Origin of the sequence: Caballeronia glathei, from assembly GCF_000698595.1 — a bacterium.
GTDB classification, from domain to species: Bacteria; Pseudomonadota; Gammaproteobacteria; order Burkholderiales; family Burkholderiaceae; genus Caballeronia; species Caballeronia glathei.
The window spans coordinates 27208-50981 of sequence record NZ_JFHC01000038.1 but is presented as its reverse complement, the minus strand read 5'-3'; the positions used below and the strand labels follow the sequence as shown (position 1 = coordinate 50981).

The 23774-nt window shown below is 65.9% G+C and carries 23 protein-coding genes and 1 riboswitch; of the genes, 16 read left to right on the top strand and 7 right to left on the bottom strand.

All coding sequences use genetic code 11. The features are described 5' to 3' along the window. Positions 1–48: 48 nt before the first annotated feature. A complete protein-coding gene (locus BG61_RS22580; RefSeq protein ID WP_035927758.1) occupies positions 49–984 on the bottom strand; it encodes a CopD family protein in 936 nt (311 codons plus the stop codon). A gap of 453 nt (positions 985–1437) precedes the next feature. Here BG61_RS22580 and BG61_RS22575 point away from each other — a divergent pair, with 453 nt between their 5' ends. From BG61_RS22575 to BG61_RS22560, 4 genes are all read left to right on the top strand, one after another. Continuing rightward, the gene (locus BG61_RS22575) at positions 1438–2181 is read left to right on the top strand and encodes a c-type cytochrome (protein ID WP_035927755.1); all 744 of its coding nucleotides are present in this window, start codon (positions 1438–1440) and stop codon (positions 2179–2181) included. A 21-nt stretch (positions 2182–2202) separates the two neighbouring features. After that, positions 2203–3498, top strand: a complete 1296-nt coding sequence (locus BG61_RS22570) for a c-type cytochrome (protein ID WP_035927754.1) — start codon at positions 2203–2205, stop codon at positions 3496–3498. A gap of 145 nt (positions 3499–3643) precedes the next feature. Further along, positions 3644–4264, top strand: a complete 621-nt coding sequence (gene trhA / locus BG61_RS22565) for a PAQR family membrane homeostasis protein TrhA (protein ID WP_035927751.1) — start codon at positions 3644–3646, stop codon at positions 4262–4264. Positions 4265–4512: 248 nt separating this feature from the next. Beyond that, positions 4513–6009: a DEAD/DEAH box helicase gene (locus tag BG61_RS22560; protein WP_035927748.1), complete on the top strand. Its 1497-nt coding sequence runs from the start codon at positions 4513–4515 to the stop codon at positions 6007–6009. Between the two features lie 106 nt (positions 6010–6115). Here the strand turns inward: BG61_RS22560 and BG61_RS22555 are convergent, their stop codons facing one another. Together BG61_RS22555 and BG61_RS22550 are read right to left on the bottom strand one after the other, a co-directional pair. After that, the gene (locus BG61_RS22555; RefSeq protein ID WP_035927745.1) at positions 6116–6628 is read right to left on the bottom strand and encodes a PNPOx family protein; all 513 of its coding nucleotides are present in this window, start codon (positions 6626–6628) and stop codon (positions 6116–6118) included. Positions 6629–6706: 78 nt separating this feature from the next. Beyond that, the gene (locus tag BG61_RS22550; protein WP_035927742.1) at positions 6707–7534 is read right to left on the bottom strand and encodes a ferritin-like domain-containing protein; all 828 of its coding nucleotides are present in this window, start codon (positions 7532–7534) and stop codon (positions 6707–6709) included. Positions 7535–8110: 576 nt separating this feature from the next. Between BG61_RS22550 and BG61_RS22545 the strand changes: the two genes are divergently transcribed. Both BG61_RS22545 and BG61_RS22540 read left to right on the top strand, forming a co-directional pair. After that, positions 8111–8890, top strand: coding sequence for a DeoR/GlpR family DNA-binding transcription regulator (locus BG61_RS22545; RefSeq protein WP_035927740.1), 780 nt, complete (start codon positions 8111–8113; stop codon positions 8888–8890). 329 nt (positions 8891–9219) lie between these two features. Then, complete coding sequence (locus tag BG61_RS22540) at positions 9220–9417, top strand: hypothetical protein (RefSeq protein ID WP_035941975.1); 198 nt, start codon at positions 9220–9222, stop codon at positions 9415–9417. A gap of 60 nt (positions 9418–9477) precedes the next feature. On the opposite strand, the gene BG61_RS22535 is transcribed toward BG61_RS22540, so the two are convergent. After that, positions 9478–9858, bottom strand: coding sequence for a hypothetical protein (locus BG61_RS22535; RefSeq protein ID WP_035927737.1), 381 nt, complete (start codon positions 9856–9858; stop codon positions 9478–9480). Between the two features lie 215 nt (positions 9859–10073). Between BG61_RS22535 and glpD the strand changes: the two genes are divergently transcribed. The 4 genes from glpD (at position 10074) to ribB (ending at position 15345) form a co-directional block, all read left to right on the top strand. Continuing rightward, the gene (glpD, locus tag BG61_RS22530) at positions 10074–11630 is read left to right on the top strand and encodes a glycerol-3-phosphate dehydrogenase (protein WP_051672713.1); all 1557 of its coding nucleotides are present in this window, start codon (positions 10074–10076) and stop codon (positions 11628–11630) included. Positions 11631–11740: 110 nt separating this feature from the next. Beyond that, complete coding sequence (glpK, locus tag BG61_RS22525) at positions 11741–13237, top strand: glycerol kinase GlpK (RefSeq protein ID WP_035927736.1); 1497 nt, start codon at positions 11741–11743, stop codon at positions 13235–13237. Positions 13238–13482: 245 nt separating this feature from the next. Further along, positions 13483–14202, top strand: coding sequence for a helix-turn-helix domain-containing protein (locus BG61_RS22520; protein WP_035927733.1), 720 nt, complete (start codon positions 13483–13485; stop codon positions 14200–14202). Positions 14203–14304: 102 nt separating this feature from the next. Further along, positions 14305–14466, top strand: a riboswitch (FMN riboswitch). Between the two features lie 147 nt (positions 14467–14613). After that, positions 14614–15345 carry a 3,4-dihydroxy-2-butanone-4-phosphate synthase gene (ribB, locus tag BG61_RS22515; RefSeq protein WP_035927731.1) on the top strand — a complete coding sequence of 244 codons (732 nt, stop codon included), beginning with the start codon at positions 14614–14616 and terminating at the stop codon, positions 15343–15345. A gap of 15 nt (positions 15346–15360) precedes the next feature. On the opposite strand, the gene BG61_RS22510 is transcribed toward ribB, so the two are convergent. From BG61_RS22510 to BG61_RS22500, 3 genes are all read right to left on the bottom strand, one after another. Next, a complete protein-coding gene (locus BG61_RS22510) occupies positions 15361–16047 on the bottom strand; it encodes an HAD family hydrolase (protein WP_035927728.1) in 687 nt (228 codons plus the stop codon). A 105-nt stretch (positions 16048–16152) separates the two neighbouring features. Then, positions 16153–17328 carry an MFS transporter gene (locus tag BG61_RS22505; protein ID WP_035927726.1) on the bottom strand — a complete coding sequence of 392 codons (1176 nt, stop codon included), beginning with the start codon at positions 17326–17328 and terminating at the stop codon, positions 16153–16155. A gap of 22 nt (positions 17329–17350) precedes the next feature. Further along, positions 17351–17728, bottom strand: coding sequence for a VOC family protein (locus BG61_RS22500; protein WP_035927723.1), 378 nt, complete (start codon positions 17726–17728; stop codon positions 17351–17353). 142 nt (positions 17729–17870) lie between these two features. Here BG61_RS22500 and BG61_RS22495 point away from each other — a divergent pair, with 142 nt between their 5' ends. From BG61_RS22495 to BG61_RS22470, 6 genes are all read left to right on the top strand, one after another. Next, a complete protein-coding gene (locus BG61_RS22495; RefSeq protein WP_035927720.1) occupies positions 17871–18836 on the top strand; it encodes a LysR family transcriptional regulator in 966 nt (321 codons plus the stop codon). Positions 18837–18986: 150 nt separating this feature from the next. Beyond that, positions 18987–20348: a tRNA (N6-isopentenyl adenosine(37)-C2)-methylthiotransferase MiaB gene (gene miaB, locus BG61_RS22490; protein ID WP_035927717.1), complete on the top strand. Its 1362-nt coding sequence runs from the start codon at positions 18987–18989 to the stop codon at positions 20346–20348. A gap of 40 nt (positions 20349–20388) precedes the next feature. Then, complete coding sequence (locus BG61_RS22485; RefSeq protein WP_035927714.1) at positions 20389–21495, top strand: PhoH family protein; 1107 nt, start codon at positions 20389–20391, stop codon at positions 21493–21495. A 25-nt stretch (positions 21496–21520) separates the two neighbouring features. Beyond that, positions 21521–21991, top strand: a complete 471-nt coding sequence (gene ybeY / locus BG61_RS22480; RefSeq protein WP_035927711.1) for an rRNA maturation RNase YbeY — start codon at positions 21521–21523, stop codon at positions 21989–21991. A 60-nt stretch (positions 21992–22051) separates the two neighbouring features. Continuing rightward, on the top strand, positions 22052–22654 hold the full coding sequence (locus BG61_RS22475; RefSeq protein WP_051672712.1) for a gamma-glutamylcyclotransferase: 603 nt from the start codon (positions 22052–22054) through the stop codon (positions 22652–22654). 190 nt (positions 22655–22844) lie between these two features. Beyond that, positions 22845–23744, top strand: coding sequence for an HlyC/CorC family transporter (locus BG61_RS22470; RefSeq protein ID WP_035927707.1), 900 nt, complete (start codon positions 22845–22847; stop codon positions 23742–23744). The last annotated feature ends 30 nt before the right edge of the window (positions 23745–23774 follow it).

Sequence of the window (23774 nt, the reverse complement as noted above, 5' to 3'; positions counted from 1 at the left end):
CAAGCCGGGAGGCAACGGCCCGCATCGATCGCGCGACCGCCTGTTCCCTTATCCAGCCAGCGCGAACCCCGGCACGCTGTGCGACAGCACTGCCGCGGCAACGAACACGGCCATCATCACCAGCGCCTCGACACGCATCACGCCCGTCACCGTGTGGGCATCGACGGTCGCCGCCGTGCGCTTGAGGCGCGGCAGCGCCGACCAGCGGTTCAGCGCGCCGAAGATCAGCGCGGTCACGACGAGCACGGCCTTCACGATCAGCACCTGCCCCCACGCGCTTTCTTCCAGCACGCCGGCCGCGCCGCCGAGCCCGCGCAGCGCGTTGAAGATGCCCGTCGCGAGCACGAGGATCACCGCGACGACCGCCACCGCCGACATCCGTTGCGCGATGCGAATCAGGAACGCGCGCGCAAGCGACGTCCCGAGCGCCGGCAGCACCGCGAACGCACCCGCGATCACGACGCCGCCCCAGACGGCCGTCGCGAGCAGATGCACGGTCTGCACGACCTCGGCGGCGGAGAACGCGCCGGCGTCGGCCGCATGGCCGACCGACGCCTTGCCCGCCGCCGCAACGATCGCGGCGAGCGCGGCCGCGGCGAGCCGTGCGGTGCTCATGGGGCCGCCCGATGCCGTCGCGAGCACGAGCAGCACGCTGCCAGCAAGAGCGATCGTCCAGCCGATGCCCGCGTGCGTCGTCGTGGCGACGGCCCACACCGATGCGCCGGCGTCCACGAGCGGCGCACCGCTCATCGACGCCGCCTGGAGCCAAAGCAGCACGAGATTGGCGAGCGCGAGCGCAAGTGCGCCGCCGAGCGCGGTGCGCCGCGCGCGCGTCCAGCCCATGCGCGCCGGCGAGATGGTGGCGTACGCCTTTTCCTTCGACAGCCAGCCGCTCATCAGCACGGCACCGAGCGTGCAGGCGAACGCGATGTCGGCGAACGCGGCGAGCGCGACTTGAGCGATCCAGAGGGGATCGGTGTTCATGAACACGCTCCGGACACAGGGCGTGCGCGAACGAAAAGCGAAGACAGGACAGGCATGATCGAGAAAGGCACGGGGACGAGGCTATGAAGGGACGAAAGATCGATAGGGAGCAGTTAAGGGAAACGTTCGGCGACAAGGCGCAGTCCGCGCAGTCTAGTCGAATGAGCGCGTGGCGCGCACGTATTGAAACGCCTTGATACTTTTGCAGCCCGGGCAACGGGAATGCTCAACGGACGAGAAGTTCACCGACGCTTTTCCGAAGAGACACCAAGTCGCGTGGCAAATTGTCGCGGATTCGCCGCAACGCCCGGCCAGAAAGGCCAAGCCCAAATAGTCATCATCAGGCAACGATGATAGAATGCCGCGTCGCATCAGAGGCTCATCGAGCCGCTGTGGCTGTGGTTCGCCACCTTCGCACCGAGCCGAACGAAGCTCGGCAGGTCCCCGAATTTCATGGAGTCTCGCGTGTCTTCAAGACGCATTTTCCGTCCGCTGCTCGCCCCGCTGCTCGGCCTGGCACTGATTGGCAGCGCCGGCGTTTTCAGCGCCGCGCAGGCGCAAACCCAGCCGATCGCCCCGGACACCATGGCAGCACGCGTGCAGGGTTGTACCGCGTGCCACGGCGTTCACGGCGAAGGCACGGACAACGACTATTTCCCGCGTCTTGCCGGCAAGCCTGTCGAGTACTTGTACAACCAGCTCGAGAATTTCCGCGAAGGCCGCCGCAAGTACCCCCCGATGAATTACCTCGTCACGTATCTCTCGGACGACTATCTGCACAAGATCGCCGAGTACTTTTCGCAGCAGCGTCCGCCGTATCCGCCGCCCGCGAAGAGCAACGTGTCGCCGGCCACCCTCGCCCGCGGCCAGCAGATCGTGCTGAACGGTGATCCGTCGAAGAACGTTCCGGCCTGCGCCGCCTGTCACGGCAAGGCGCTGACCGGCATGCAGCCGGCCATCCCGGGTCTCGTCGGCCTGCACTCGGACTACATCAGCGCGCAGGTTGGCGCATGGCGCTCGGGCACGCGTCACGCCAAAGCGCCTGACTGCATGCAGCAGATCGCCACGCGCCTGACCGACGACGACGTCACCGCCGTCGCCGCATGGCTCTCGACGCAAACCGCACCTGCCAACCCGGTGCCCGCGCCCGCTGGCTCGTTGAAGATGCCGCTCAAGTGCGGCAGCGAACCGCAATAAGGCGCGAGGAGCGACAACAAAATGAAACGCAAGTCCCTGTTCGCACTTTCGGCTGTCGTCGTGGCAGCCGTCGCAGCCGGCGCCGTCCTCTGGTCGGGCGGCGACAACCTCCATTCGGGCGGCGCGATCGCCGCTACGCCAGCCGACAAGGCCGCGCTCGTGAAGCAAGGCGAATATCTCGCCCGCGCCGGCGACTGTATCGCGTGCCACACGGTGCGCGGCGGCAAGGAATTCGCGGGCGGCCTGCCGATGGCAACGCCCTTCGGCACGATGTTCACGCCGAACATCACGCCCGATGACCAGTACGGCATCGGCAAGTGGACGTCGGACGACTTCTACCGCGCGATGCATACCGGCCGTTCGAAGGACGGCAGCCTGCTCTATCCGGGCTTCCCGTTCACGAGCTACACGAAGGTCACGCGCGCCGACTCGGACGCGATCTACGCCTACCTGCGCTCGGTGCCGCCGGTTGCCGTGCCGAGCCGTCCGCATGAACTGCGCTTCCCGTTCAACAACCGCAACCTGCTGATCGGCTGGCGTACGCTCTTCTTCACCGAAGGCGAATACAAGGCTGACCCGACCAAGTCGGTCGAGTGGAACCGCGGCGCGTATCTGGTCGAAGGGCTCGGCCACTGCGCGATGTGCCACACGTCGATCAACCTGATGGGCGGCCCGGTCAGCTCGGCGGCGTTCGCCGGCGGCCTGATTCCGCTGCAGAACTGGTATGCGCCGTCGCTCACGTCGAACAAGGAAGCCGGCCTCGGCGACTGGGACATCAAGGACATCAACGACCTGCTGAAGACCGGCGTGTCGCAGCGCGGCGCGGTGTTCGGTCCGATGGCGGAAGTGGTCCACAACAGCCTGCAGTACATGACCGACGAGGACATCAACGCGATGTCGACGTATCTCAAGTCGATTCCGCAGAAGAAGGAAGCGCCGGAAACGATCCAGCTGGAGACGTCGGAGAAATTCGGTTCCGAACTGCTGACGATGGGCAAGAAGGTCTACACGGAAAATTGCGCGAAGTGCCACGCGGAAAATGGTCTGGGCAAGCCGCCCGCCTACCCGCCGCTCGCCAACAACCAGTCGATCCAGATGCAGTCGGCCGTCAATCCAATCCGCATGACGCTGAATGGCGGCTACCCGCCGAGCACAGGCGGCAATCCGATGCCGCACGGCATGCCGCCATTCGCGCAGTCACTGTCGGATACGGAAGTGGCCGCGGTCGTGACATACATCCGTATGTCCTGGGGCAACCACGGCACGCCGGTGTCGCCGCAGCAGGTCAGCAACCTGCGTTCGGCACCGCTTGACTGAGTTCCGTCGCTGATCGCGTGCGACAGCGTACAATAGGCACTGGGGCGCAGCCTTCGAAGTGGGGGCCGCGCCCCTTGTTTTTTGTATGCGGCAGAACGGGCGGCCTATGCGCAGACGTTTCGCGGATGCCCCAGCGAGGAAGCGGATGCATTTTGGTGAGCGTTTCAACAGCATCAGTCACCTGATCGGCACGGTGCTGTCGGTGGCGGGACTGGCGGCGCTCGTCACGATGGCCGCGCTCGAAGGCGATCCCTACAAGGTCGTGAGCTTCGCCGTCTACGGTGCGATGCTGTTCGTGCTGTATGCCATCTCCACCCTGTATCACTGGACGCGCAACCCTCGCGTCAAGGCGATACTGCAAAAATGCGATCATTCGGCAATCTACCTGCTGATCGCAGGCAGCTACACCCCGTTCACGCTCGTGACGTTGCGCGGTCCGTGGGGCTGGTCGCTGTTTGGCGTAAGCTGGGGGCTCGCCGCTCTCGGCATCGTGCAGGAACTCACGCTCGGGCGCCGAACCCGCAGCGTTTCGATGGTGCTTTACGTGTTGATGGGCTGGCTCGCGCTCGTAGCCGTCCATCCGCTCGTTTCGGCGCTGCCGCCCGCAGGCACTGCGTGGCTGGTGGCGGGCGGCGTGATCTACAGCGCCGGTATCTATTTTTTCATCAACGACGAGCGCATCCGGCACGGCCATGGCATCTGGCACCTGTTCGTGCTGGCAGGCAGCCTGTGTCAGTTTGTCAGCGTGGCGCGATACGTCGCGTAAGGCGTGAGCGACGCCTGAGGCCTGACACGAAACGCATCACGGCGTTTCAGATGCAACTTAACGCCAGTCGACGTGTCTTGATAGCGCGTCGATCTTCGCGGCATCGTTCGGGCGCTCGATGAATGCATCGAACGCCGTGCCGCCCGATTTCTTCGATCGTCGTACGCGCGCTCAGCGGCGGACCGCCTTACCGCGTTCCTGGCCCGAAGCGACAGCGCCGGTCGTCATACCGAATGTGCAAACAATCTATGTCTTTTGATTCCCTCGGACTTTCCGAACCCCTGCTGCGCGCAGTCAACGAACTCGGTTACACCAGCCCCACGCCGATCCAGCTCCAGGCTATTCCTGCCGTCCTGAACGGCGGCGACCTGCTCGCCGGCGCGCAGACCGGCACGGGCAAGACCGCCGGCTTCACGCTGCCGATCCTGCAGCGCCTCTCGCAGATGTCGCCGCCCGCCGCGGGCGCGAAGCGCCACGTGCGCGCGCTGATCCTCACGCCCACGCGCGAACTGGCCGCCCAGGTCGAGGAAAGCGTGCGGGCGTACGGCAAGTACATGAAGCTCAAGTCGACCGTGATGTTCGGCGGCGTCGGCATCAATCCGCAGATCGATGCGCTAAAGCGCGGCGTCGACATCGTCGTGGCGACGCCCGGGCGCCTGCTCGATCACATGCAGCAGAAGACCATCGACGTCTCGCGTCTCGAAATCCTCGTGCTCGACGAAGCGGACCGCATGCTCGACATGGGCTTCATCCACGACATCAAGCGCGTGCTCGCGAAGCTGCCGCCGAAGCGCCAGAACCTGCTCTTCTCGGCCACCTTCTCCGACGAGATCAAGACGCTAGCCGACGGCCTGCTCGACTCGCCGGCGCTGATCGAAGTCGCGCGGCGCAACACGACGGCCGAGCGCATCGAACAAAAGATCTATCCCGTCGACCGCGACAAGAAACGCGAGCTGCTCACGCATCTGATCAAGCAGAACAACTGGTTTCAGGTGCTCGTCTTCACGCGCACGAAGCACGGCGCGAACCGTCTTGCCGAGCAGCTCGGCAAGGACGGCATCAGCGCGCTCGCGATTCACGGCAACAAGAGCCAGTCCGCGCGCACGCGGGCGCTCGCCGAGTTCAAGGATCAGACGCTGCAGGTGCTCGTCGCCACCGATATCGCTGCGCGCGGTATCGATATCGACCAGTTGCCGCACGTCGTCAACTTCGATCTGCCCAACGTGCCGGAAGATTACGTGCACCGCATCGGCCGCACGGGCCGCGCGGGCGCGACGGGCGAAGCGGTGTCGCTCGTGTGCGTGGACGAGCATCAGTTGCTGAAGGACATCGAGCGCCTCATCAAGCGGCCGATTCCGCAGGAAATCATCGCGGGCTTCGAGCCGGACCCGAACGCGAAGCCCGAGCCGATCCAGCGACGCAGCCAGGGCGGCGGCGGCGGCCAGCGCTCGCCGCGTCAGGGCCAGGGCGCGCCGCGGCGCGATGGCGGTACGCCGAACGGCGGCAAGCCTGCGGGCGGCGGCCAGAGCAACGGCTCGCGCGATTCGCGCGCGCAAAAGCCCGCGTCGGCGAAACCGAACGGCAATTCGACGACGGCCGCTCGCAAGCCCGATGCACCGCGTCCCCCGCACGCGGGCGGGCAGCGCAACGCGCCGGGCCCGGGTGCGCTGCTTGGCGGCAAGCCGCGGGGCGATGGCGGTTCGGGCCGCCGCGATACGCCGCGCTCGGGGCAGCGCGGGCGATAAGCGCGCTCGCATGAACGGTCACGCGACGTCTTTCTGACGGAGCGTCCGGCCGCTCACCTTCACACGCTCGCGCGTATCGATGCGCGCGAACGTGAAGGCAGTCTTCTCAGGCGGCGGCGCTCGCCGCCCGCTTCAGCATTTCGACCTGCGCGCGCCAGCGCGCCATGACGGTCTCGCCATCCTCCAGTTCGAAACCGATCCCGCCCGTCAGCCGCGCATAGCCGACGCGCTGCAGCTCGCCCGTCTCGATCGTCGCGACGAAGCACGCGAGCGGCGCGTGGTCGAGCGGAACACGCCGGGCCTCGAGCTGCACCTGAAAGAAGGCTTCGTCGAAGACGAAGGTGAGCGTCGCGCGGCCCGTCGACGAAATCGCCCGCACCGCCCGCGACGCCGGCCACAAAGCGAAGCACAGCGTGCGCGGGTCGGGCGCGAAGAGTTCGCCCAGGCTCAAAAGCGATGTGCGCACGCGGCCGCCATCGTCAACGGCCAGGAGCGACGCGGTGAAGCCGCCCTTCGTCTCGATCAGCGTGCCGTCGAAGAGCGTGCGCAATGCCGGCGGCCATTCGTCGAAGCTGATCTGCTCGAGCGCGCGCGTGCCGGGTGATGGAGTACTGGTCATTTCGGTTCCCGCTCGGATGCGTGAAGAGCGAAAGGCCCGCGTCAGCGAGCCTTCAGCATTGGTTCATTCGACAGGAGCTTAGCGGAAGAAGACGTGCTGCGTGATCTTCGCGAGCGGATAGAGCACGCCCGGCTGAATGCGCGCGGGCAAATCGAGCGGCTTGAGCAGCATCTTCACGCACATGTCGGCGGACAGGTTGCGGCGCACCAGCGCGTTGATGCGCGCCGACAGCTCGCGGTTGTACGCGTCGTCCTTCACGCGCTCCGGGTAGCGGATCGCGAATACGTGCCGCAGCGCGATCTCCGAATCCTCGTTCTTCAGCTCCAGCACGCGGCGCATCAGCGCGCCCAGCACCGCCATGCGTCCGTTGCCCTCGATCCTGTTGTACTTCTTGAAATAGCGGAAGAAGTGCTTGTAGTGGCGCACTTCGTCGGTCCGGATGTTGTCGGTGATCTGCTTGAGCACCGGCTCGTCGGAACATTCGTTGATCGCCCGGTACAGCGTGGCCGTGCCCGTCTCGACGACGCAGCGCGCCACCATCTCGAGCGCCCGCTTCTTCTCGAAGTCCTCCACCGAACAGGTGAGCGAATATTCGGCGAAGAAATTCCTGAACGCGGTGTCCCAGTCGAACTCGGGCCACACGTGATGGATGTAGGTCTTCAACGCGCGGCCGTGCTGCATTTCCTCGGGCTCCCACTCGTTGTTGAGCCACGCGGACACTTCGGGATCGTCGTTGAAATAACTGCTCAGGTTGCTCGTGTAGAGGTCCGTGCCGCTCTCGATGAACGAGCAGGCGCACAACAGCAGGAGAAGGTGCTCATTCGATGCCGCCTTGCGCCGGTCGATGCGGCTCAGGTCCACGTCCTCGATCCGCCAGGGCATCACATGGGTACTGTCGGTGTGCATTAATCGCGCTCCCAAGCTGTACTGGACGCGCCATCGGCCCAACCCCCGGCCGAGGTTCAGGTGAAGCCGTGGACGGTTCAGCCACAGCGTCTTCAAGGTGTTGATGGCTTGATTTTGATCTTAGCCGTCCTGCAACAAGTTTGCAGACTACTCAGAGACTCCAGAAATACGGCCTCAGTTCCTGAGGCCGGTCGTCGGGGCAGCACGATTCATACCGCGGCGGGCTTCTGTCGACCGGGTGTCGACCGGGGCGGCACGATCACAGCGTATCGGAAACAAAAAAAGTGGGGCCGAAGGTGGTTCCCTGCTTGTCCAAACGCAGGCCGCCGTCAGCAGTGCGTAAAACGCCGGGGGCCGGCTTTGCGGTCAGACGGATGGGCCTGTGTAGATGGCCTGCGGTCGGGTCGACGTTCCCGTATCCCCGGCGGCCGTCCAGATCGGACGAATGGACCTGTACGGCTCCATGACGCCTTTCAGCTCCCACACTGGTACTTGTCGCGGCTTGCGGCGCCCCTCGCCCGAACACTTACAATACGGGCGACCATAACGACGCGCGCCCCTCGCACAATCATCGCCATGACACGAGACCCCCGCCTCACGCTGAACGCACGACAGCAGGAACTGCTCGAATGGGTGCAGCGCGACGGCTTCGTGACAGTCGACGACCTGGCCGCCCATTTCGACGTCACCCCGCAAACCATCCGGCGCGACGTGAACTGGCTCTCCGACATGAACCTGCTTCGCCGCTACCACGGCGGCGCGAGCCTGCCGACGAGCTCGGAGAACGTGTCGTACACGGCGCGGCAGCGCATGTTCCACGACGAGAAGCGCCGCATCGCCGCCCTCGTCGCCTCGCATATCCCCGACCAGGCATCGCTCTTCATCAACCTCGGCACGACCACCGAGGAAGTGGCGCGCGCGCTGAACCGGCACCGCGGCTTGCGCGTGATCACGAACAATCTGAACGTCGCGAGCATGATGGGCGGCTATCCCGACTGCGAAGTGCTCGTGACGGGCGGCATCGTCAGGCCGTGGGACAAGGGCATTGTCGGCGAACTGGCAATCGACTTCATCCGCCAGTTCAAGGTCGATTTCGCGATCATCGGCACGTCGAGCATCGAGCCGGACGGAACCCTGCGCGACTTCGACACGCGTGAAGTACGCGTGGCCGAAGCGATCATCCAGCACGCGCGCACGGTGTTTCTTGCGGCCGACCACTCGAAGTTCGGCCGCCCCGCGCTCGTGAGGCTCGGCCACCTGAACCAGATCCACGCACTCTTCACCGACGCCCCCACGCCGCCAGAAATGGCTGAAGCGCTTACCGCTGCCAATACGCAGGTCTACATCGCCGAGTAGGGGACGAGTAGGGGACGCGCAAGGGTCGAGCAACGGCACCGCCAGGAGCCGCGTCCTTGTGTGCACTGCCGCACAAAGCTCAAGTAAATTCTACGAACTCGCGCGCCGCCCGAACCGCTTTCGATGTCTCAAAAAGTCAAACGCAATATTTTTCGTACACGTTTGGCACTCGTCTGACACTTGCCTACAATCCAGATTCCCGGCACCCGCAGCCTAAAGAACAACGCGTCTGCCCGGCTATTGCAGTTCCCCCACGCAACGTTACGAAGCGCAGAGCGCCGGCCACAAACCGGCTACTTATGCCGTTCGATCGTCATGGAGAACACGAGATGCTGAGTCCGCACGAATTTGCCACGCTGCTATTGGTTCAGGAAGCTCCCAACCAGGTCGACATGGAGCGAGAAGAACTCGACGCCCTGCTCGAACGTCAACTGGTCCAACTCGAAAACCTCGCTTCTGGACGTCAACAATGGCGCCTCACCCCGTCGGGTGACTCTACGATCAAGGCGTTCAAGCGGTTCTCGTAGCTCCTGCGCCGGGCGCGGTCTGCCGCCGCGCCCGCGCTTCTCGTCACCTGCCTGTCAAGTTCAACCGGCTCTCAGTGTCGGGTCGACGGCTGCGCGCCAGCTGAGCGCCTGCGCACGCTGGTCGAGGAAGAAGGTTGCCCACGCGCTTTGTGTCTGCGGGCTCGGGTTGGCCGCGTAGGCACCGTGCCGCTCGGCGATCGCCGCCTGGAACGCGCAGAAGCGCTCCTGCGACAGCCCGTGGCGCTTGTAGGCAACATACGCGTCGAAGAACGTCGAATACACGGACTGCGCGTCCGCCCCGTAATCGACGGGCTTCGTTCCGCACATTTCCTGTAGCGCGCTGAACGACGGCGCGCCCATCGAGCCACTCAGGCTCGGTGTCGCCACGCAGCCCGCGAGCATGATCGCGCCGAGCGCGCCGGTACAAAGCAGCTTTCGCATCGCATCCACCTGTTCGAATTGCACTTCCGCCAGTATCGGCCGGCGCGCCCAAGAGTGCCACTCGGCCGGTTGGCATAGGCAAGACGACCAAAATTCCGTGCAAATCGCCTATCCCGTCCGGCCGACTTTACTTTTTCGTTTATGTTCGTTAGATTTCGAATTCGAACATTCTAGGTTCGTCGACTTTCTTTTTCGGCGTTCAGGAGACGATCAACGTGACGCAGGGCAGACTGTACGACGTGCTCGTGGTAGGCGGCGGGGTCAACGGAGCGGGAATCGCGCGCGATGCCGCCGGGCGTGGCTTCACTGTATTGCTGTGCGAGAAGGACGATCTCGCCGCGCACACGTCGTCGTCGAGCACGAAGCTGATTCACGGCGGCCTGCGCTATCTCGAATACGGCGAATTCAAGCTCGTGCGCAAGGCGTTGCAGGAGCGCGAGGTGTTGCTGCGCGCGGCGCCGCACATCATGTGGCCGCTGCGTTTCGTGATGCCGCACATGCCGAACCTGCGTCCCGCGTGGATGATCCGCGCCGGCCTCTTTCTCTATGATCACCTCGCGCGCCGCGAACTGCTGCCCGGCTCGCACGGCATCGACATGCGCCGCCATCCCGCGGGTGCACCGCTCGTCGATTCGATCAGGCGGGGCTTCGTCTATTCCGACGGCTGGGTCGACGACGCGCGGCTCGTCGTGCTGAACGCGCTCGACGCGCAGGAGCGCGGCGCCACCATCAAGACGCGCACGCGGCTCGTGAACGCCGTGCGCGCGGGCGGCGAGTGGCACGCAACGCTTGCCGACACCGGCGGCGCGACCATCAACGTGCGCGCCTGTTCGATTGCGAACGCCGCCGGACCGTGGGTCGGCGAGCTGCTGAAGGGCTCGCTCGGCAGCACGCGCACGCGCCGCAGCGTGCGGCTCGTGAAGGGCAGCCACATCGTGACGAGGCGCCTCTTCGAGCACGATCACGCCTACATCTTCCAGAATCCCGACAAGCGGATCATCTTCGCGATTCCGTACGAGCACGATTACACGCTGATCGGCACGACCGACATCGAGTACGGCGGCGATGCGTCGAAGGTGGAAAGCAGCGCCGACGAAATCCGCTACCTCTGCGATTCGATCAATCGCTACTTCAAGCAGCACATCGCGCCGCAGGACGTCCGCTGGACCTATTCGGGCGTGCGGCCGCTTCTGGAGGACGAGACGGCCGAGAACGCGTCCGCCGTGACGCGCGACTACCTGCTCGAACTCGACGCCCCCGAAAACGAAGCGCCTTTGCTGTCGGTGTTCGGCGGCAAGATCACGACCTTTCGCAAGCTCGCGGAAGAAGCCGTCGACAAGCTCGCCGAAGCGCTCGGCTCGGACGCCCGGACCTGGACCGAAGGCGAGCCGCTTCCGGGCGGCGACATCGCGGATGCGAACTTCGAGCGCTTTCTCGCCCGCTTCGGCCAGCAGTACCCGTGGCTTCCCGCTCCGCTCGCCCTTCGCTACGCCCGGGCGTACGGCACGCGCGCCGGGCGGCTCGTCGGCGCGGCTCGGTCGCTCGCGGATCTCGGCGAGGAGTTCGCACCGGGGCTGCATGAGGCCGAACTGCGCTATCTGCGCGACCACGAATGGGCGATGCGCGCCGAAGACGTCCTGTGGCGCCGCTCGAAGCTCGGTCTGCACATCGATCCCGCGTCGCTCGCCGACGTGAGCCGCCGCATCGATCGCTGGCTCGCCAGCGCGGCGGCATCGCCGCCATCACCGCCGTCGCCGCGCACGGTCGCCTGAGCCCGCCAGTCCCGCGCGCGATTACACTCACCGCAAGCGGCAGCAAAGAAGAAGGCAGCACGGCACGAACGAGGCGCCTGCCCGAAACAAGAACATCAGTGGAGAAGACAATGCAGGATCAGTACGTCCTCGCGCTCGACCAGGGCACGACGAGTTCGCGCGCGATGCTGTTCGATCGCAACGGCAACGTGGTGTCGGTGGCGCAAAAGGAGTTTCCGCAGATCTATCCGCACCCCGGCTGGGTCGAGCACGATCCGCAGGAGATCTGGTCGACGCAGGCCGGCGTCGCCGCCGAAGCCGTCACGCGCGCGGGGATGAACGGCACGTCGATTGCCGCGATCGGCATCACGAACCAGCGCGAGACGACCATCGTGTGGGACCGCGACACCGGGCAGCCGGTCTATAACGCGATCGTCTGGCAGGACCGCCGCACCGCCGAATTCTGCGACCAGCTGAAAGCGCAGGGCCTCGAAGACAAGGTGCGCGCGAAAACCGGTCTGCCGATCGATTCGTATTTCTCGGCCACCAAAATTCGCTGGATCCTCGACAACGTAGAAGGCGCGCGCGAAAAGGCGCGGCAGGGGCGCCTCGCGTTCGGCACGGTGGACAGCTGGCTCGTGTGGAACTTCACCCGGCACGAAATGCACATCACCGACGTGACCAACGCGTCACGCACGATGATCTTCAACATCCACACGCTGCAATGGGACGACGAACTGCTCGACGCGCTCGACATCCCGCGCAGCATGCTGCCGGAAGTGCGCGCGTCGTCGGAGGTCTATGGACCGACCAAGACCACCGTGTTCGCATCGAAGATTCCGCTCGCCGGCATCGCCGGGGACCAGCACGCCGCGCTCTTCGGCCAGATGTGCACCGGGTCGGGCATGGTGAAGAACACCTACGGCACCGGCTGCTTCCTCGTGATGAATACCGGCACGAAGCCGATCGAATCGCGCAACAACCTCGTCACGACCATCGCCTGGCAGATCGGCGGCGAGATCAACTACGCGCTCGAAGGCAGCATTTTCATCGCGGGCGCCGTGGTCCAGTGGCTGCGCGACGGTCTCGGCGTCATCAGGAGCGCGAGCGAGATCGAGACGCTCGCGCGCGGCGTCCCGCATTGCGACGGCGTCTATCTGGTGCCCGCGTTCGCCGGGCTCGGCGCACCGCACTGGAACGCGCGGGCGCGCGGCACGATGTTCGGCGTGACGCGCGGCACGACATCGAGCCATATCGCGCGGGCGGCGCTCGACTCGATCGCCTACCAGTCGCTCGACGTGCTGAAGGCGATGGAAGCCGATTCGGGCATCCGGATCGCGGAACTGCGCGTCGACGGCGGCGCATGCGCGAACAATCTGCTGATGCAGTTCCAGGCCGACATCCTCGGCGTCGACGTCGTGCGGCCGCAGGTCGCCGAAACGACCGCGCTCGGCGCGGCCTATCTGGCGGGGCTCGCGGTGGGCTACTGGAAGGACATCGGCGAACTGAAAGAGCAGTGGAAGCTGGAGCACCGCTTCACGCCGTCGATGCCGGTGGCCGAGGTCGATGCATGCCTCGCCGGCTGGAAGCGGGCGATCAACGCGGCGAAAGCGTGGGCCGACGCCTGACGCCTTACGCTTGATGGCGAGCCGGCACGTCGCCGCCTGAACGGTTGCCGGCCTGACATCATCCCAGGTCCGGGCAACAACACCCGAACCGCCGTCAACGCGTCCTCTTGCGGCGCTTTACTCAGAAAACGGCGCCTCATAACGGTGTGACGATAACTTGGTTTGAGCCCCCCGGAGCCGATGCTAGTCTTGCCTCTCCGCAATCCGGCGCCCTGCCCGCCGGGCCGTGTACCGAGGAGGCCACCATGTATTCAACGGCACATTCGTCGCTCGAACTCGTGCGCGAGCCGTACGAGGCGCGCGCGCCGGGCGGCGTCGCCGAAGGCCGCGAGCCTGCGCCTCGAGCCGATTCCTTCGATGGGCTGGAACAGCTCGTCGGCGTGAATCTCGCGCGGCTGCGCGCCGAGCGGCAACTGTCGCTCGATGCGCTCGCGCGCGCGTCCGGCGTCTCCCGCGCGATGCTCGCGCAGATAGAATCGGCGCGCAGCGTGCCGTCGATCAAGGTGCTGTGCAAGATCGCGGGCGCGCTGAAAGTGTCCGTCGCCGCGTTCTTGCGGCGCCACGCGACGAGCGGCATCGAATACCTGCCCGCCGAGAAGGCGCCGCGCGTCGTGCGCTCCGGCGGACGGTTTTCCGCGCGCGCCCTGCATCCGGACACGCCGCCCGCCTCCGCCGAGTTCCACGAACTGCGCATCGCGCCGCTGCACGTCGAAGCGGGCGTCACGCGCGCGCCCGGCACGACGGTGAACCTCGTCGTGAGCGAAGGGACGCTCGAAGTGCACGTGCACGACCAGCGGCAGTTGCTCGCCACCGGCGACGCCATCGTCTTCGACGCCGACCAGCCGCACGCGCTGCGCAATCCCGGCAACACGGAGGCGCGCGCGTTCAGCGTGACGGTGAGCGCCGAAACGCCGCCGCGCTGGCACGTTCCGGGCGACGCGCGGCGCACGGACGCTGCCGGTTGAAATGTCGTTTTTGAACAAGTCACCGGCCGCGCGGGGCTGCACGATTTGCGCGGCTGTTGTATCCTGAAAAAGTCCGCTATTCGCTTAATTCGCGGACAATCAGTGCGTCTTCAGGGCGGGGCGAAATTCCCCACCGGCGGTGTGCGTGCGGACCGAAAGGCCGCTCACGAGCCCGCGAGCGCCCGTGCGGCAGTATTCACGGGGTCAGCAGATCTGGTGCGAAGCCAGAGCCGACGGTCATAGTCCGGATGGAAGAAGATGTGCAGATAGTCATGTCCGATCCCGCCGGTATGGGCGCCTCGCGCGCCGGACCAGACGACGCCGCCGAAAGCGACGCCGCGCGGGTGCCGTTCTGCCTGTTTGCAATGCCCTGAAACGTTTTTCGCCCATTTCCTAGCGAGAGCGTTTCACATGTCCCTGTCTCTTCAGCAGTTGTCTTTTCCGGCGCCGTCGGTCGTGGCCGCGGATGCCTTCGCCGATCTCCCCCTGCTCCCCTCCGTCGATATTCCGCCGCGCATCGCCGCCGCGCTCGAAGCCATGCGCGCGGGCCGCGCCGTCGTGCTGCAGGACGATCACGACCGCGAGAACGAAGCCGATCTGGTCGTCTCCGCCGAAAAGCTCACCGACGCCACCATGGCGCTCCTGATCCGCGAATGCAGCGGCATCGTGTGCCTGTGCCTGCCGGACGACAAAGTGCGCGCGCTGGAACTGCCGCCGATGGCCGCCGCCAACGGCAGCCGCTACGGCACGGCGTTCACCGTGTCGATCGAGGCGAGCGAGGGCGTGACGACCGGCGTGTCCGCCGCGGACCGCGTGACGACGATCCGCGCCGCCATCGCGGACAACGCGAAGCCGTCGGATATCGTGCGCCCCGGCCACGTGTTCCCGTTGCGCGCGATGCCGGGCGGCGTGCTCGCGCGGCGCGGACACACCGAAGGCACGGTGGATCTGGCGATTCTGGCTGGGCTGAAGCCGGCCGGCGTGCTGTGCGAGCTGATGAACGCCGACGGCACGATGACGCGCGGCGCGCAGGTCGAGCGTTTCGCGAAGGAGCACGGCCTGCCGATGCTCACCATCGCGGAACTGGCCGAATTCCGCGCGGCGCTGGCAGCCGCGCGCGAGACGGTGGAAGAAGCCGCCTGAGGAACGGGCGGCCGACTAAGAACGCACGTCGCCGAAATCGCCGCGCGTGCCCGCCTCGACGAGCGCGGGCAGCTCCTCCATGGTTTCGATGATGCGCGTGATGCCCGTGTCGCGCAGCACCTGCGCGTAGCCCGACGGGATATGGCTCGCGCCGACGAACGCAATGGTCATCATCCCGGCGGCGCGGGCGGCCGTCAGCCCGGCGACGCTGTCCTCGACCACGAGGCACCGCTCGGGCGCGACGCCCAGGCTCTTCGCGGCGAACAGATAGACGTCCGGAAAAGGCTTCGGCCGCGCGACCTGCTCCGCGCTGAACACCCGCGCGCCGCAGATCTCGTCGAGCCCGGCGCGCCGTACCGACGAGCGCACGCGCTCCATCCGGCTGTTCGACACCACCGCGACAGGCAGGCTCACGCACTGCAGCGCGCGGCGCACGCCCGCGATCGGGCCGACCGACTTCGCCAGCTCGGCACTCACGCGCGCCTCGATCACGTCGACGAAGCCCGCGGGCATCGTGATGTCGAACTTCGTTTCGAGATGGGAGAGAAAGCGCGAGGTCTGCTGGCCGAATGCGGTCTTCACGGCCGGCCTGAAATCGATGCCGGGGAAATGCTCCGCGAGCACTTGCAGTAAAACCCTGTCGGCGATGATTTCGCTGTCGACGAGCACGCCGTCGCAGTCGCAGATGAGATGGTCGATCATGATGGCTCGGATTACGTTAAGCCAACATGATAAGCGCTCAGCGGCCGCTGATCATACAAATCGCCAGCCCTCCCGGCGCGTCGGCGCCGCGGCCGGCGACTTACGTCAGGCATCGGCCGGTTTCACGCCGCCCGCCGGTTGCCGCGCATCCAGCCGTCCCGCGTACCACGTCACCGCGAGCGCGCCGATCGTGACCGCCGCCGCGACCCACGGGAGCGTATCGAGCGGACGGCCATGCGCGAGCACCGCGCCGCCGAGCCACGCGCCGAGCGCGTTGCCCACGTTGAACGCGCCGATGTTGAGCGTCGAGGCGAGATTGGGCGCGTCCTTCGCCTTCTCGACAACGCGCGTCTGCAGCGGCGGCACGGTCGCGAAGGCCGCGATGCCCCAAAAGAAGATCGTGACCACGGTGCCGATCTGGCTGTGGCTCGTCGTCGCGAACACGGCCATGACGAGCGCGAGCGCGATCAGGATGCCCATGAGCGAAGGCATCAGCGCCCGGTCCGCGAGCCTTCCGCCGATCATGTTGCCGATCGTGAGCCCCACGCCGAAGAGCACCAGCACGAGCGTCACGCCATGCGGCGAGAAGCCGCCGACCTGCTCGAGAATCGGCGCGATGTAGGTGAACACGACGAACACGCCGCCGAAGCCAAGCACGGTCATCGAAAGCGCGAGCCAGACTTGCGGGTCCTTCAGCACGCGCACTTCGCGGCCGAGTCCGCTCGGGCCGGCGTCGTGCCGGTTCGGAACCAGCGCCGTCACGCCGAGCGCCGACAGAACGCCGAGCGCGGCGACGATCCAGAACGTCGCGCGCCAGCCGAACTGCTGGCCGATGAACGTGCCGAACGGCACGCCGAGCACGTTGGCAAGCGTGAGGCCGGTGAACATCAGCGCAATCGCGCTCGCACGTTTTTCGGCTGGCACGAGCGAGGCCACCACCACCGCGCCGATGCCGAAGAACGAGCCGTGCGCAAACGACGTCACGACGCGCGCGAACATCAGAAGCCCGTAGTTCGGCGCAATCGCGCACAGTACGTTGCCGACGATGAACACCGCCATCAGCAGTTGCAGCGCGAGCTTGCGCGGCATGCGGCTCGTGAGCACGGCGAGCAGCGGCGCGCCGACCGCCACGCCGAGCGCGTAGCCCGTCACGAGCAGGCCCGCGGAAGGAATCGACACCGCCAGGTCGCGGGCGACGTTGGGCAAAAGGCCCATGATCACGAACTCGGTCGTGCCGATGGCGAACGCGCTGATGGCGAGCGCAATGAGTGGAATGGGCATCGAAAATCCCGCTGCAAGAAGGTTAGTTACGCGCCGTCACGAATTCGACGACGACTCCCGGCGCAAGCCGGACAAAGAGTTGCTGCTCGCCGGTGAGCGGGACATCGGCGAGCTGCCAGCGCGTGCCGCTCTGCCGAAGCCGCCCGATAAGCGCTGTCCACTGCGCCTCGTCATCCACTCGCAGCGCCAGATGGTCGATCCGCGCGCCCGGCCGCCCTTCGTCCGGCAAGGCGCCGCCCGCGGCGATCAGGTGCACGACCGGCCTGCCGCCGAGATAGAGCCAGTAGCCGCCGACGCCGAACGGCGGCCGCGGGCCCACGGTCATCCCGGCGATATCGACGAAAAACTGCTTCATCGCTTCGCAATCGGGCGCCACGATCGTCACGTGATCGAGTTGCATGGCTGGTCATTCCTGTCTGCGAGCCGTCGTCGCCAGAAGGCGCGGCGTCTCATGTTGCATTGCGCAATTCTGAGCGCAAAGCTACCTTTTGATAATTGGCGTAGCATTTGAATCATTATCAAATTTGGATTGAATATCAGCGATGGACCGGCTCGGCGACATGCGGTTGTTCGTGGAAGCGGCGGCGCTCGGCAGCCTGTCGGCGGCGGGGCGCAGGCTCGGGCTGTCGCCTGCTGCCGCAAGCGCGCGGCTCCTGAAGCTGGAAAAAGCGCTGCACGCGCGCCTTTTCGAGCGCACGACGCGCCAGTTGCGCGTCACCGACGAAGGCCGCCTCTATCTCCATCACTGCCGCATCGCGCTGCAGGCCATCGACGACGCCGAAGCCGCGCTTCAGGCCGGCCAGAATCTCGTGCGCGGCAAGGTGCGCATTTCCGCGACATCGGATTTCGGCCGCTACCTGCTGCGCGGCTGGCTCGACGAGTTCAACGCGCGCTATCCGGAGGTGAGTTTCGCGGTGACGCTGTCGGATTCCGTGTCGAACCTGCTGCAGGAGGAAATCGATCTCGCGATCCGCTTCGGCATGCCGCCGGAAAGCGGCCTCGCCGCCCGCTCGCTCGCGCCGAACCGGCGCGTGCTGTGCGCCTCGCCCGGCTATCTGGCGCGCAAGGGCGAGCCCACCGGGCCCGGTCACCTCGACGGCCACGACTTCGTCGTGCTGGTGACCTCCGCGGGACCGTTGAGCGAACTGAATTTCGTGCGCGGCGACGAGCGCTTCGCCTACACGATGCCCGTCGAGCGGTCGTGGGAAACCAACGACGGCGCGCTCGCGCGCGCCTGGGCGCTGGCGGGACACGGCATCGCGCACAAGTCGATCTGGGACATCGCCGCCGACGTGCGCGCCGGCACGCTCAGGATGCTCCTGGCCGACTGGTGCACGAACGAGGCGCCCGTACACGCGCTGTTCCACGCCAACCGCTACATGGCGCCGCGCGTGCGGGTGCTGCTCGACTACCTCGTGGAGCGCTTCGCGGGCGCGACGGGCGAGCTTCTCGGCGAACTCGCCTACCCGCCCGAGGGGCGGCATAAGGATTCGGCGCGGGCGCTATAATAACGGGCTGAATTAGCGCAAAAAGAACAGCAAAAAGCGGCCGGATTTCATGAAAAGCCGGCTGCGAAGCGCTTTCTTTTCAGCCCTGAGCCCCCTGGAAACCCCTTAATTACCGCGCCCCCAGATAAACCACTGCGACCGGCGAAATTCATGACCAAGAAAGTTTACGTAAAGACCTTTGGCTGCCAGATGAACGAGTACGACTCCGACAAGATGGTCGACGTACTCGGCGCGGCGGAAGGCCTCGTCAAGACGGACACGCCGGAAGATGCGGACGTCATTCTCTTCAATACGTGCTCGGTGCGCGAAAAGGCGCAGGAAAAGGTCTTCTCCGACCTGGGCCGCGTGCGCGAACTCAAGGAAGCGAACCCCGACCTGCTGATCGGCGTGGGCGGCTGCGTGGCGAGCCAGGAAGGCGCGGCGATCGTGTCGCGCGCGCCGTATGTCGATCTCGTCTTCGGGCCGCAGACGCTGCACCGCCTGCCCGAGATGATCGACAAGCGCCGCGCGACCGGCCGCGCGCAGGTCGACATCTCGTTTCCGGAAATCGAGAAGTTCGACCATCTGCCGCCCGCGCGCGTCGAAGGCCCGAGCGCGTTCGTGTCCATCATGGAAGGCTGCAGCAAGTACTGCAGCTATTGCGTCGTGCCGTACACGCGCGGCGAGGAAGTGTCGCGGCCGCTCGACGACGTGCTGACCGAAATCGCCGGCCTTGCCGACCAGGGCGTGCGCGAAGTCACGCTGCTCGGTCAGAACGTGAATGCGTACCGCGGTCCGCTCACGCAGGGTTCGCACGAAATCGCGGACTTCGCCACGCTCATCGAATATGTCGCCGACGTTCCGGGCATCGAGCGCATTCGCTACACCACGTCGCATCCGAAGGAATTCACGCAACGCCTGATCGACACCTACGCGAAGGTGCCGAAGCTCGTGAGCCATCTGCATCTGCCCGTCCAGCACGGCTCGGACCGCATCCTGATGGCGATGAAGCGCGGCTACACGGTGCTCGAATACAAGTCGGTGATTCGCAGGCTGCGGGCGATTCGCACCGATCTGTCGCTGTCTACCGACATGATCGTCGGCTTTCCGGGCGAAACCGAGGAAGATTTTGCCAAGATGATGGCCCTCGTGGACGAAATGAGCTACGACACGAGTTTTTCGTTCATCTACAGCCCGCGTCCGGGCACGCCCGCGGCCAACCTGCACGACGACACGCCGCGCGAAGTCAAGCTGAAGCGGCTTCAGCACCTTCAGGCGACCATCGAGGCGAACGTGGCGAAAATCAGCAACTCGATGCTCGGCTCGGTGCAGCGTATTCTTGTGGAAGGCCCGTCGCGCAAGGATCCGAACGAACTCGCCGGACGCACGCAGAACAATCGCGTGGTGAATTTTCCGGCGCCGGTCGAATCGCATGCGCGGCTCATCGGCCAGATGATCGACGTGGAGATCGACCACGCGTATCCGCACTCGCTGCGCGGCGCGCTGATCCTGGCGCCGGCCACGACCCACTGACCCACCAGAAAGCACCCCCGACCGGACAGACACTTTCGCCTTGAAGACCGCTCCTCAGCAGCACCTGGAATTCACCGCTCCGCGCGACGACAACGCGCGGCTCGCCAACCTCTGCGGCCCGCTCGATGAAAACCTGCGGCAGATCGAACAGGCGCTCGACGTGACGCTCTCGCGCCGCGGCCACAAGATCTCGATTCGCGGACGCGGCGCAAAAGTGGCGCTCGCGGCGCTCGAAAACTTCTACAACCGCGCGCGCGACCCGATTTCCGTCGACGACATCCAGCTCGCGCTCGTCGAGGCGCGGCACGCGACGCGCAGAAGCAGGGAGTCGAACGGCAACGGCCAGAACGAGCAGCAGATCGACCCGCGTTTTCGCGGCGACCCGGACCATCCGTTCGACGAGCCGAGCGCCACGATCGATCTCGACGAAACCGAGGACCACGGCCCGAAGCTCTACACGCGTCGCGCCGACCTGCGCGGCCGCACGCCGGCGCAGCGCGAATATCTGCGGCAGATCGTGGCGCATGACCTCACCTTCGGCATCGGGCCGGCCGGCACGGGCAAGACGTATCTCGCCGTGGCGTGCGCCGTCGACGCGCTCGAGCGCGACCAGGTCAAGCGCATCGTGCTCACGCGCCCGGCGGTCGAGGCGGGCGAGCGGCTCGGCTTCCTGCCGGGCGATCTCGCGCAGAAGGTCGATCCGTATCTGCGCCCGCTCTACGACGCGCTCTACGACCTCCTCGGCTTCGACAAGACCGCGAAGATGTTCGAGCGCCAGATGATCGAGATCGCGCCGCTCGCGTACATGCGCGGCCGCACGCTGAACCACGCGTTCATCATCCTCGACGAGGCGCAGAACACCACGCCCGAGCAGATGAAGATGTTCCTCACGCGCATCGGCTTCGGCTCGAAGGCGGTCGTGACGGGCGACACCACGCAGGTCGACCTGCCGCGCGGCCACAAGAGCGGTCTGATCGAGGCGCAGCACGTGCTCTCGGAAGTGCGCGGCATCGCGCTCACGCATTTCACGTCGGCCGACGTGGTGCGGCATCCGCTCGTCGCGCGCATCGTGGAGGCGTACGATGCCCAGGCGCAGAAGGACGCCGCGCTCGCCGAGGCCGCCAAGGCGGCCCAGCGCCAGGAATAAGCTCCGCCCGCCAGGCGTTTTGCCCATGACACGCACGCACAAACTCACGCTGACGATGCAATTTCCCGCCGCGAAGGCGTTCCCCGCGCACAAGGCGATCCTGCCGCGTGCGACGGTCGCGCGCTGGGTCAGGGCGGCGCTCCTCGCCGACGCCGAGCTGACGCTGCGCTTCGTCGACGAGGAAGAAGGCCGCGCGCTCAACCGCACGTACCGCCAGAAAGACTACGCGACGAACGTCCTGACCTTCGCCTACGCGGAGTCGGAGGAGGACCCGGTCGCGGGCGACCTGATTCTCTGCTGCCCTGTCGTGGAGAAGGAGGCGGCGCAGCAGGACAAGCCGCTCGATGCGCACTACGCGCACCTGATCGTCCACGGCACGCTGCACGCCCAGGGCTATGATCACGAAGACGAACGCGAAGCCGAGGAAATGGAAGCCGTCGAGACGGAAATCATGCAGGCGCTCGGCTTTTCCGATCCTTACGTGCCCATCTCCTGACACGCCGTGAAAGACGAGACGCCCCGCCTTGTGCCCCCGCCCGATCCGGCCTACCCGCCGATGCTCGGCGACACGCCCCTGCTCACCGACGACGAACTCGCGGCGTCGCGTGAAAAGGCGCTGGGGAACTGGGACCGGAAGTCGGATCTGTGGCTCTTCGGCTATGGGTCGCTCATCTGGAATCCGGGGCTGCCGACCGTCGAGGCCGTGCGCGGCAAAGTGCACGGCTATCATCGCGGGCTCTATTTGTGGTCGCGGGTGAACCGCGGCACGCCGGAGCAGCCGGGCCTCGTGCTCGCGCTCGATCGCGGCGGCTCGTGCACCGGCATGGCGTTCCGGCTCGCGGGCGAAGGCGCCGTCGAGCATCTCCAGGTGCTGTGGCGGCGCGAAATGGCGATGGCCTCCTACCGTCCCGCGTGGCTGCCCTGCACGCTCGCCGACGGCCGGCGCGTCGAGGCGCTCGCGTTCGTCATGCGCCGCGAGGCGGCGTCCTACACGGGCAAGCTCGCCGAACCGGTCGTGCGCACCGTGCTCGGCTGCGCGAGCGGGCGCTACGGCACGACCTTCGATTACGTGAGCCGCACCGTCGAGGCGCTGCGCGAATGCGGCATGCCGGACCGCGCGCTCGAAGCGCTGCTCAGGCGCTGCACGGCGCGGGAATAGCACCTTTGATATGAACTTAGGCGCGGCAATCCGCCGTCTGGCCGGTGTATTTTTCCCGACATACTTCCTGCGTATTTATCAGTTAGCATGGTCGCAAATTCCGTGCGCCCGGTCCTCCGGGCGCGCTTTTCCCATGGTGTATGCTTAACTTTCCGCTATTTCGCGCCCTGAAGCATCCGGGCGCCCCGATATGAACGACGCCTATCCCAGTCGACGACACACCGACAAACCGCAGGAAAAACGCTCGCTTCTCGAGCGTCTGACCGATTTCATCTCGCACGAACCCGAATCGCGCGACGAACTGCTGGAAGTGCTCCAGGACGCCCACGAACGCAATCTTCTCGACGCCGATTCGCTTTCGATGATCGAAGGCGTCTTCCAGGTCTCCGATCTCTGCGCCCGCGACATCATGGTCCCGCGCGCCCAGATGGACGCGATCAACATCGCTGAAACCCCCGACGAATTCATTCCCTTCGTGCTCGACAAGGCGCACTCGCGCTATCCGGTGTTCGAAAGCAACCGCGACAACGTGATCGGCGTGCTGCTCGCGAAGGACCTGCTGCGCTACTACGCCGAAGAGGAATTCGATGTGCGCGGCATGCTGCGCCCCGCCGTGTTCATTCCGGAGTCGAAGCGCCTGAACGTGCTGCTGCACGACTTTCGGGTGAACCGCAATCACATTGCGATCGTCGTCGACGAATACGGCGGCGTCGCCGGCCTGATTACCATCGAAGACGTGCTGGAGCAGATCGTCGGCGACATCGAGGACGAGTACGACTTCGACGAGGAAGCCGGCAACATCATCCCGTCGCCGGACGGAAAGTATCGCGTGCGCGCGCTCACCGGCATCGAGCAGTTCAACGAGGAATTCGGCACCGACTACTCCGACGAGGAGGTCGATACCATCGGCGGGCTTGTCACGCACCGGTTCGGGCGCGTGCCGCACCGCGGCGAGAAGGTGCGCATCGACGACTTCGTGTTCGAAATCCTGCGCGGCGACGCCCGGCAGATCCACGTGCTGCTCGTGAGGCGAGCGCCGAGTTTCGCGCAGGAACGCCGTTCGCGCGAAGACGAAGACGATCGCCGCTAGTCGCCGCGGGCCGTTCGGACACCCGGATTG

Bases quoted from the DNA above. Each gene is read 5' to 3' on its own strand.
- BG61_RS22580 (WP_035927758.1), bottom strand. From the start codon at position 984: ATGAACACCGATCCCCTCTGGATCGCTCAAGTCGCGCTCGCCGCGTTC.
- BG61_RS22575 (WP_035927755.1), top strand. From the start codon at position 1,438: ATGGAGTCTCGCGTGTCTTCAAGACGCATTTTCCGTCCGCTGCTCGCC.
- BG61_RS22570 (WP_035927754.1), top strand. From the start codon at position 2,203: ATGAAACGCAAGTCCCTGTTCGCACTTTCGGCTGTCGTCGTGGCAGCC.
- trhA (WP_035927751.1), top strand. From the start codon at position 3,644: ATGCATTTTGGTGAGCGTTTCAACAGCATCAGTCACCTGATCGGCACG.
- BG61_RS22560 (WP_035927748.1), top strand. From the start codon at position 4,513: ATGTCTTTTGATTCCCTCGGACTTTCCGAACCCCTGCTGCGCGCAGTC.
- BG61_RS22555 (WP_035927745.1), bottom strand. From the start codon at position 6,628: ATGACCAGTACTCCATCACCCGGCACGCGCGCGCTCGAGCAGATCAGC.
- BG61_RS22550 (WP_035927742.1), bottom strand. From the start codon at position 7,534: ATGCACACCGACAGTACCCATGTGATGCCCTGGCGGATCGAGGACGTG.
- BG61_RS22545 (WP_035927740.1), top strand. From the start codon at position 8,111: ATGACACGAGACCCCCGCCTCACGCTGAACGCACGACAGCAGGAACTG.
- BG61_RS22540 (WP_035941975.1), top strand. From the start codon at position 9,220: ATGCTGAGTCCGCACGAATTTGCCACGCTGCTATTGGTTCAGGAAGCT.
- BG61_RS22535 (WP_035927737.1), bottom strand. From the start codon at position 9,858: ATGCGAAAGCTGCTTTGTACCGGCGCGCTCGGCGCGATCATGCTCGCG.
- glpK (WP_035927736.1), top strand. From the start codon at position 11,741: ATGCAGGATCAGTACGTCCTCGCGCTCGACCAGGGCACGACGAGTTCG.
- BG61_RS22520 (WP_035927733.1), top strand. From the start codon at position 13,483: ATGTATTCAACGGCACATTCGTCGCTCGAACTCGTGCGCGAGCCGTAC.
- ribB (WP_035927731.1), top strand. From the start codon at position 14,614: ATGTCCCTGTCTCTTCAGCAGTTGTCTTTTCCGGCGCCGTCGGTCGTG.
- BG61_RS22510 (WP_035927728.1), bottom strand. From the start codon at position 16,047: ATGATCGACCATCTCATCTGCGACTGCGACGGCGTGCTCGTCGACAGC.
- BG61_RS22505 (WP_035927726.1), bottom strand. From the start codon at position 17,328: ATGCCCATTCCACTCATTGCGCTCGCCATCAGCGCGTTCGCCATCGGC.
- BG61_RS22500 (WP_035927723.1), bottom strand. From the start codon at position 17,728: ATGCAACTCGATCACGTGACGATCGTGGCGCCCGATTGCGAAGCGATG.
- BG61_RS22495 (WP_035927720.1), top strand. From the start codon at position 17,871: ATGGACCGGCTCGGCGACATGCGGTTGTTCGTGGAAGCGGCGGCGCTC.
- miaB (WP_035927717.1), top strand. From the start codon at position 18,987: ATGACCAAGAAAGTTTACGTAAAGACCTTTGGCTGCCAGATGAACGAG.
- ybeY (WP_035927711.1), top strand. From the start codon at position 21,521: ATGACACGCACGCACAAACTCACGCTGACGATGCAATTTCCCGCCGCG.
- BG61_RS22475 (WP_051672712.1), top strand. From the start codon at position 22,052: ATGCTCGGCGACACGCCCCTGCTCACCGACGACGAACTCGCGGCGTCG.
- BG61_RS22470 (WP_035927707.1), top strand. From the start codon at position 22,845: ATGAACGACGCCTATCCCAGTCGACGACACACCGACAAACCGCAGGAA.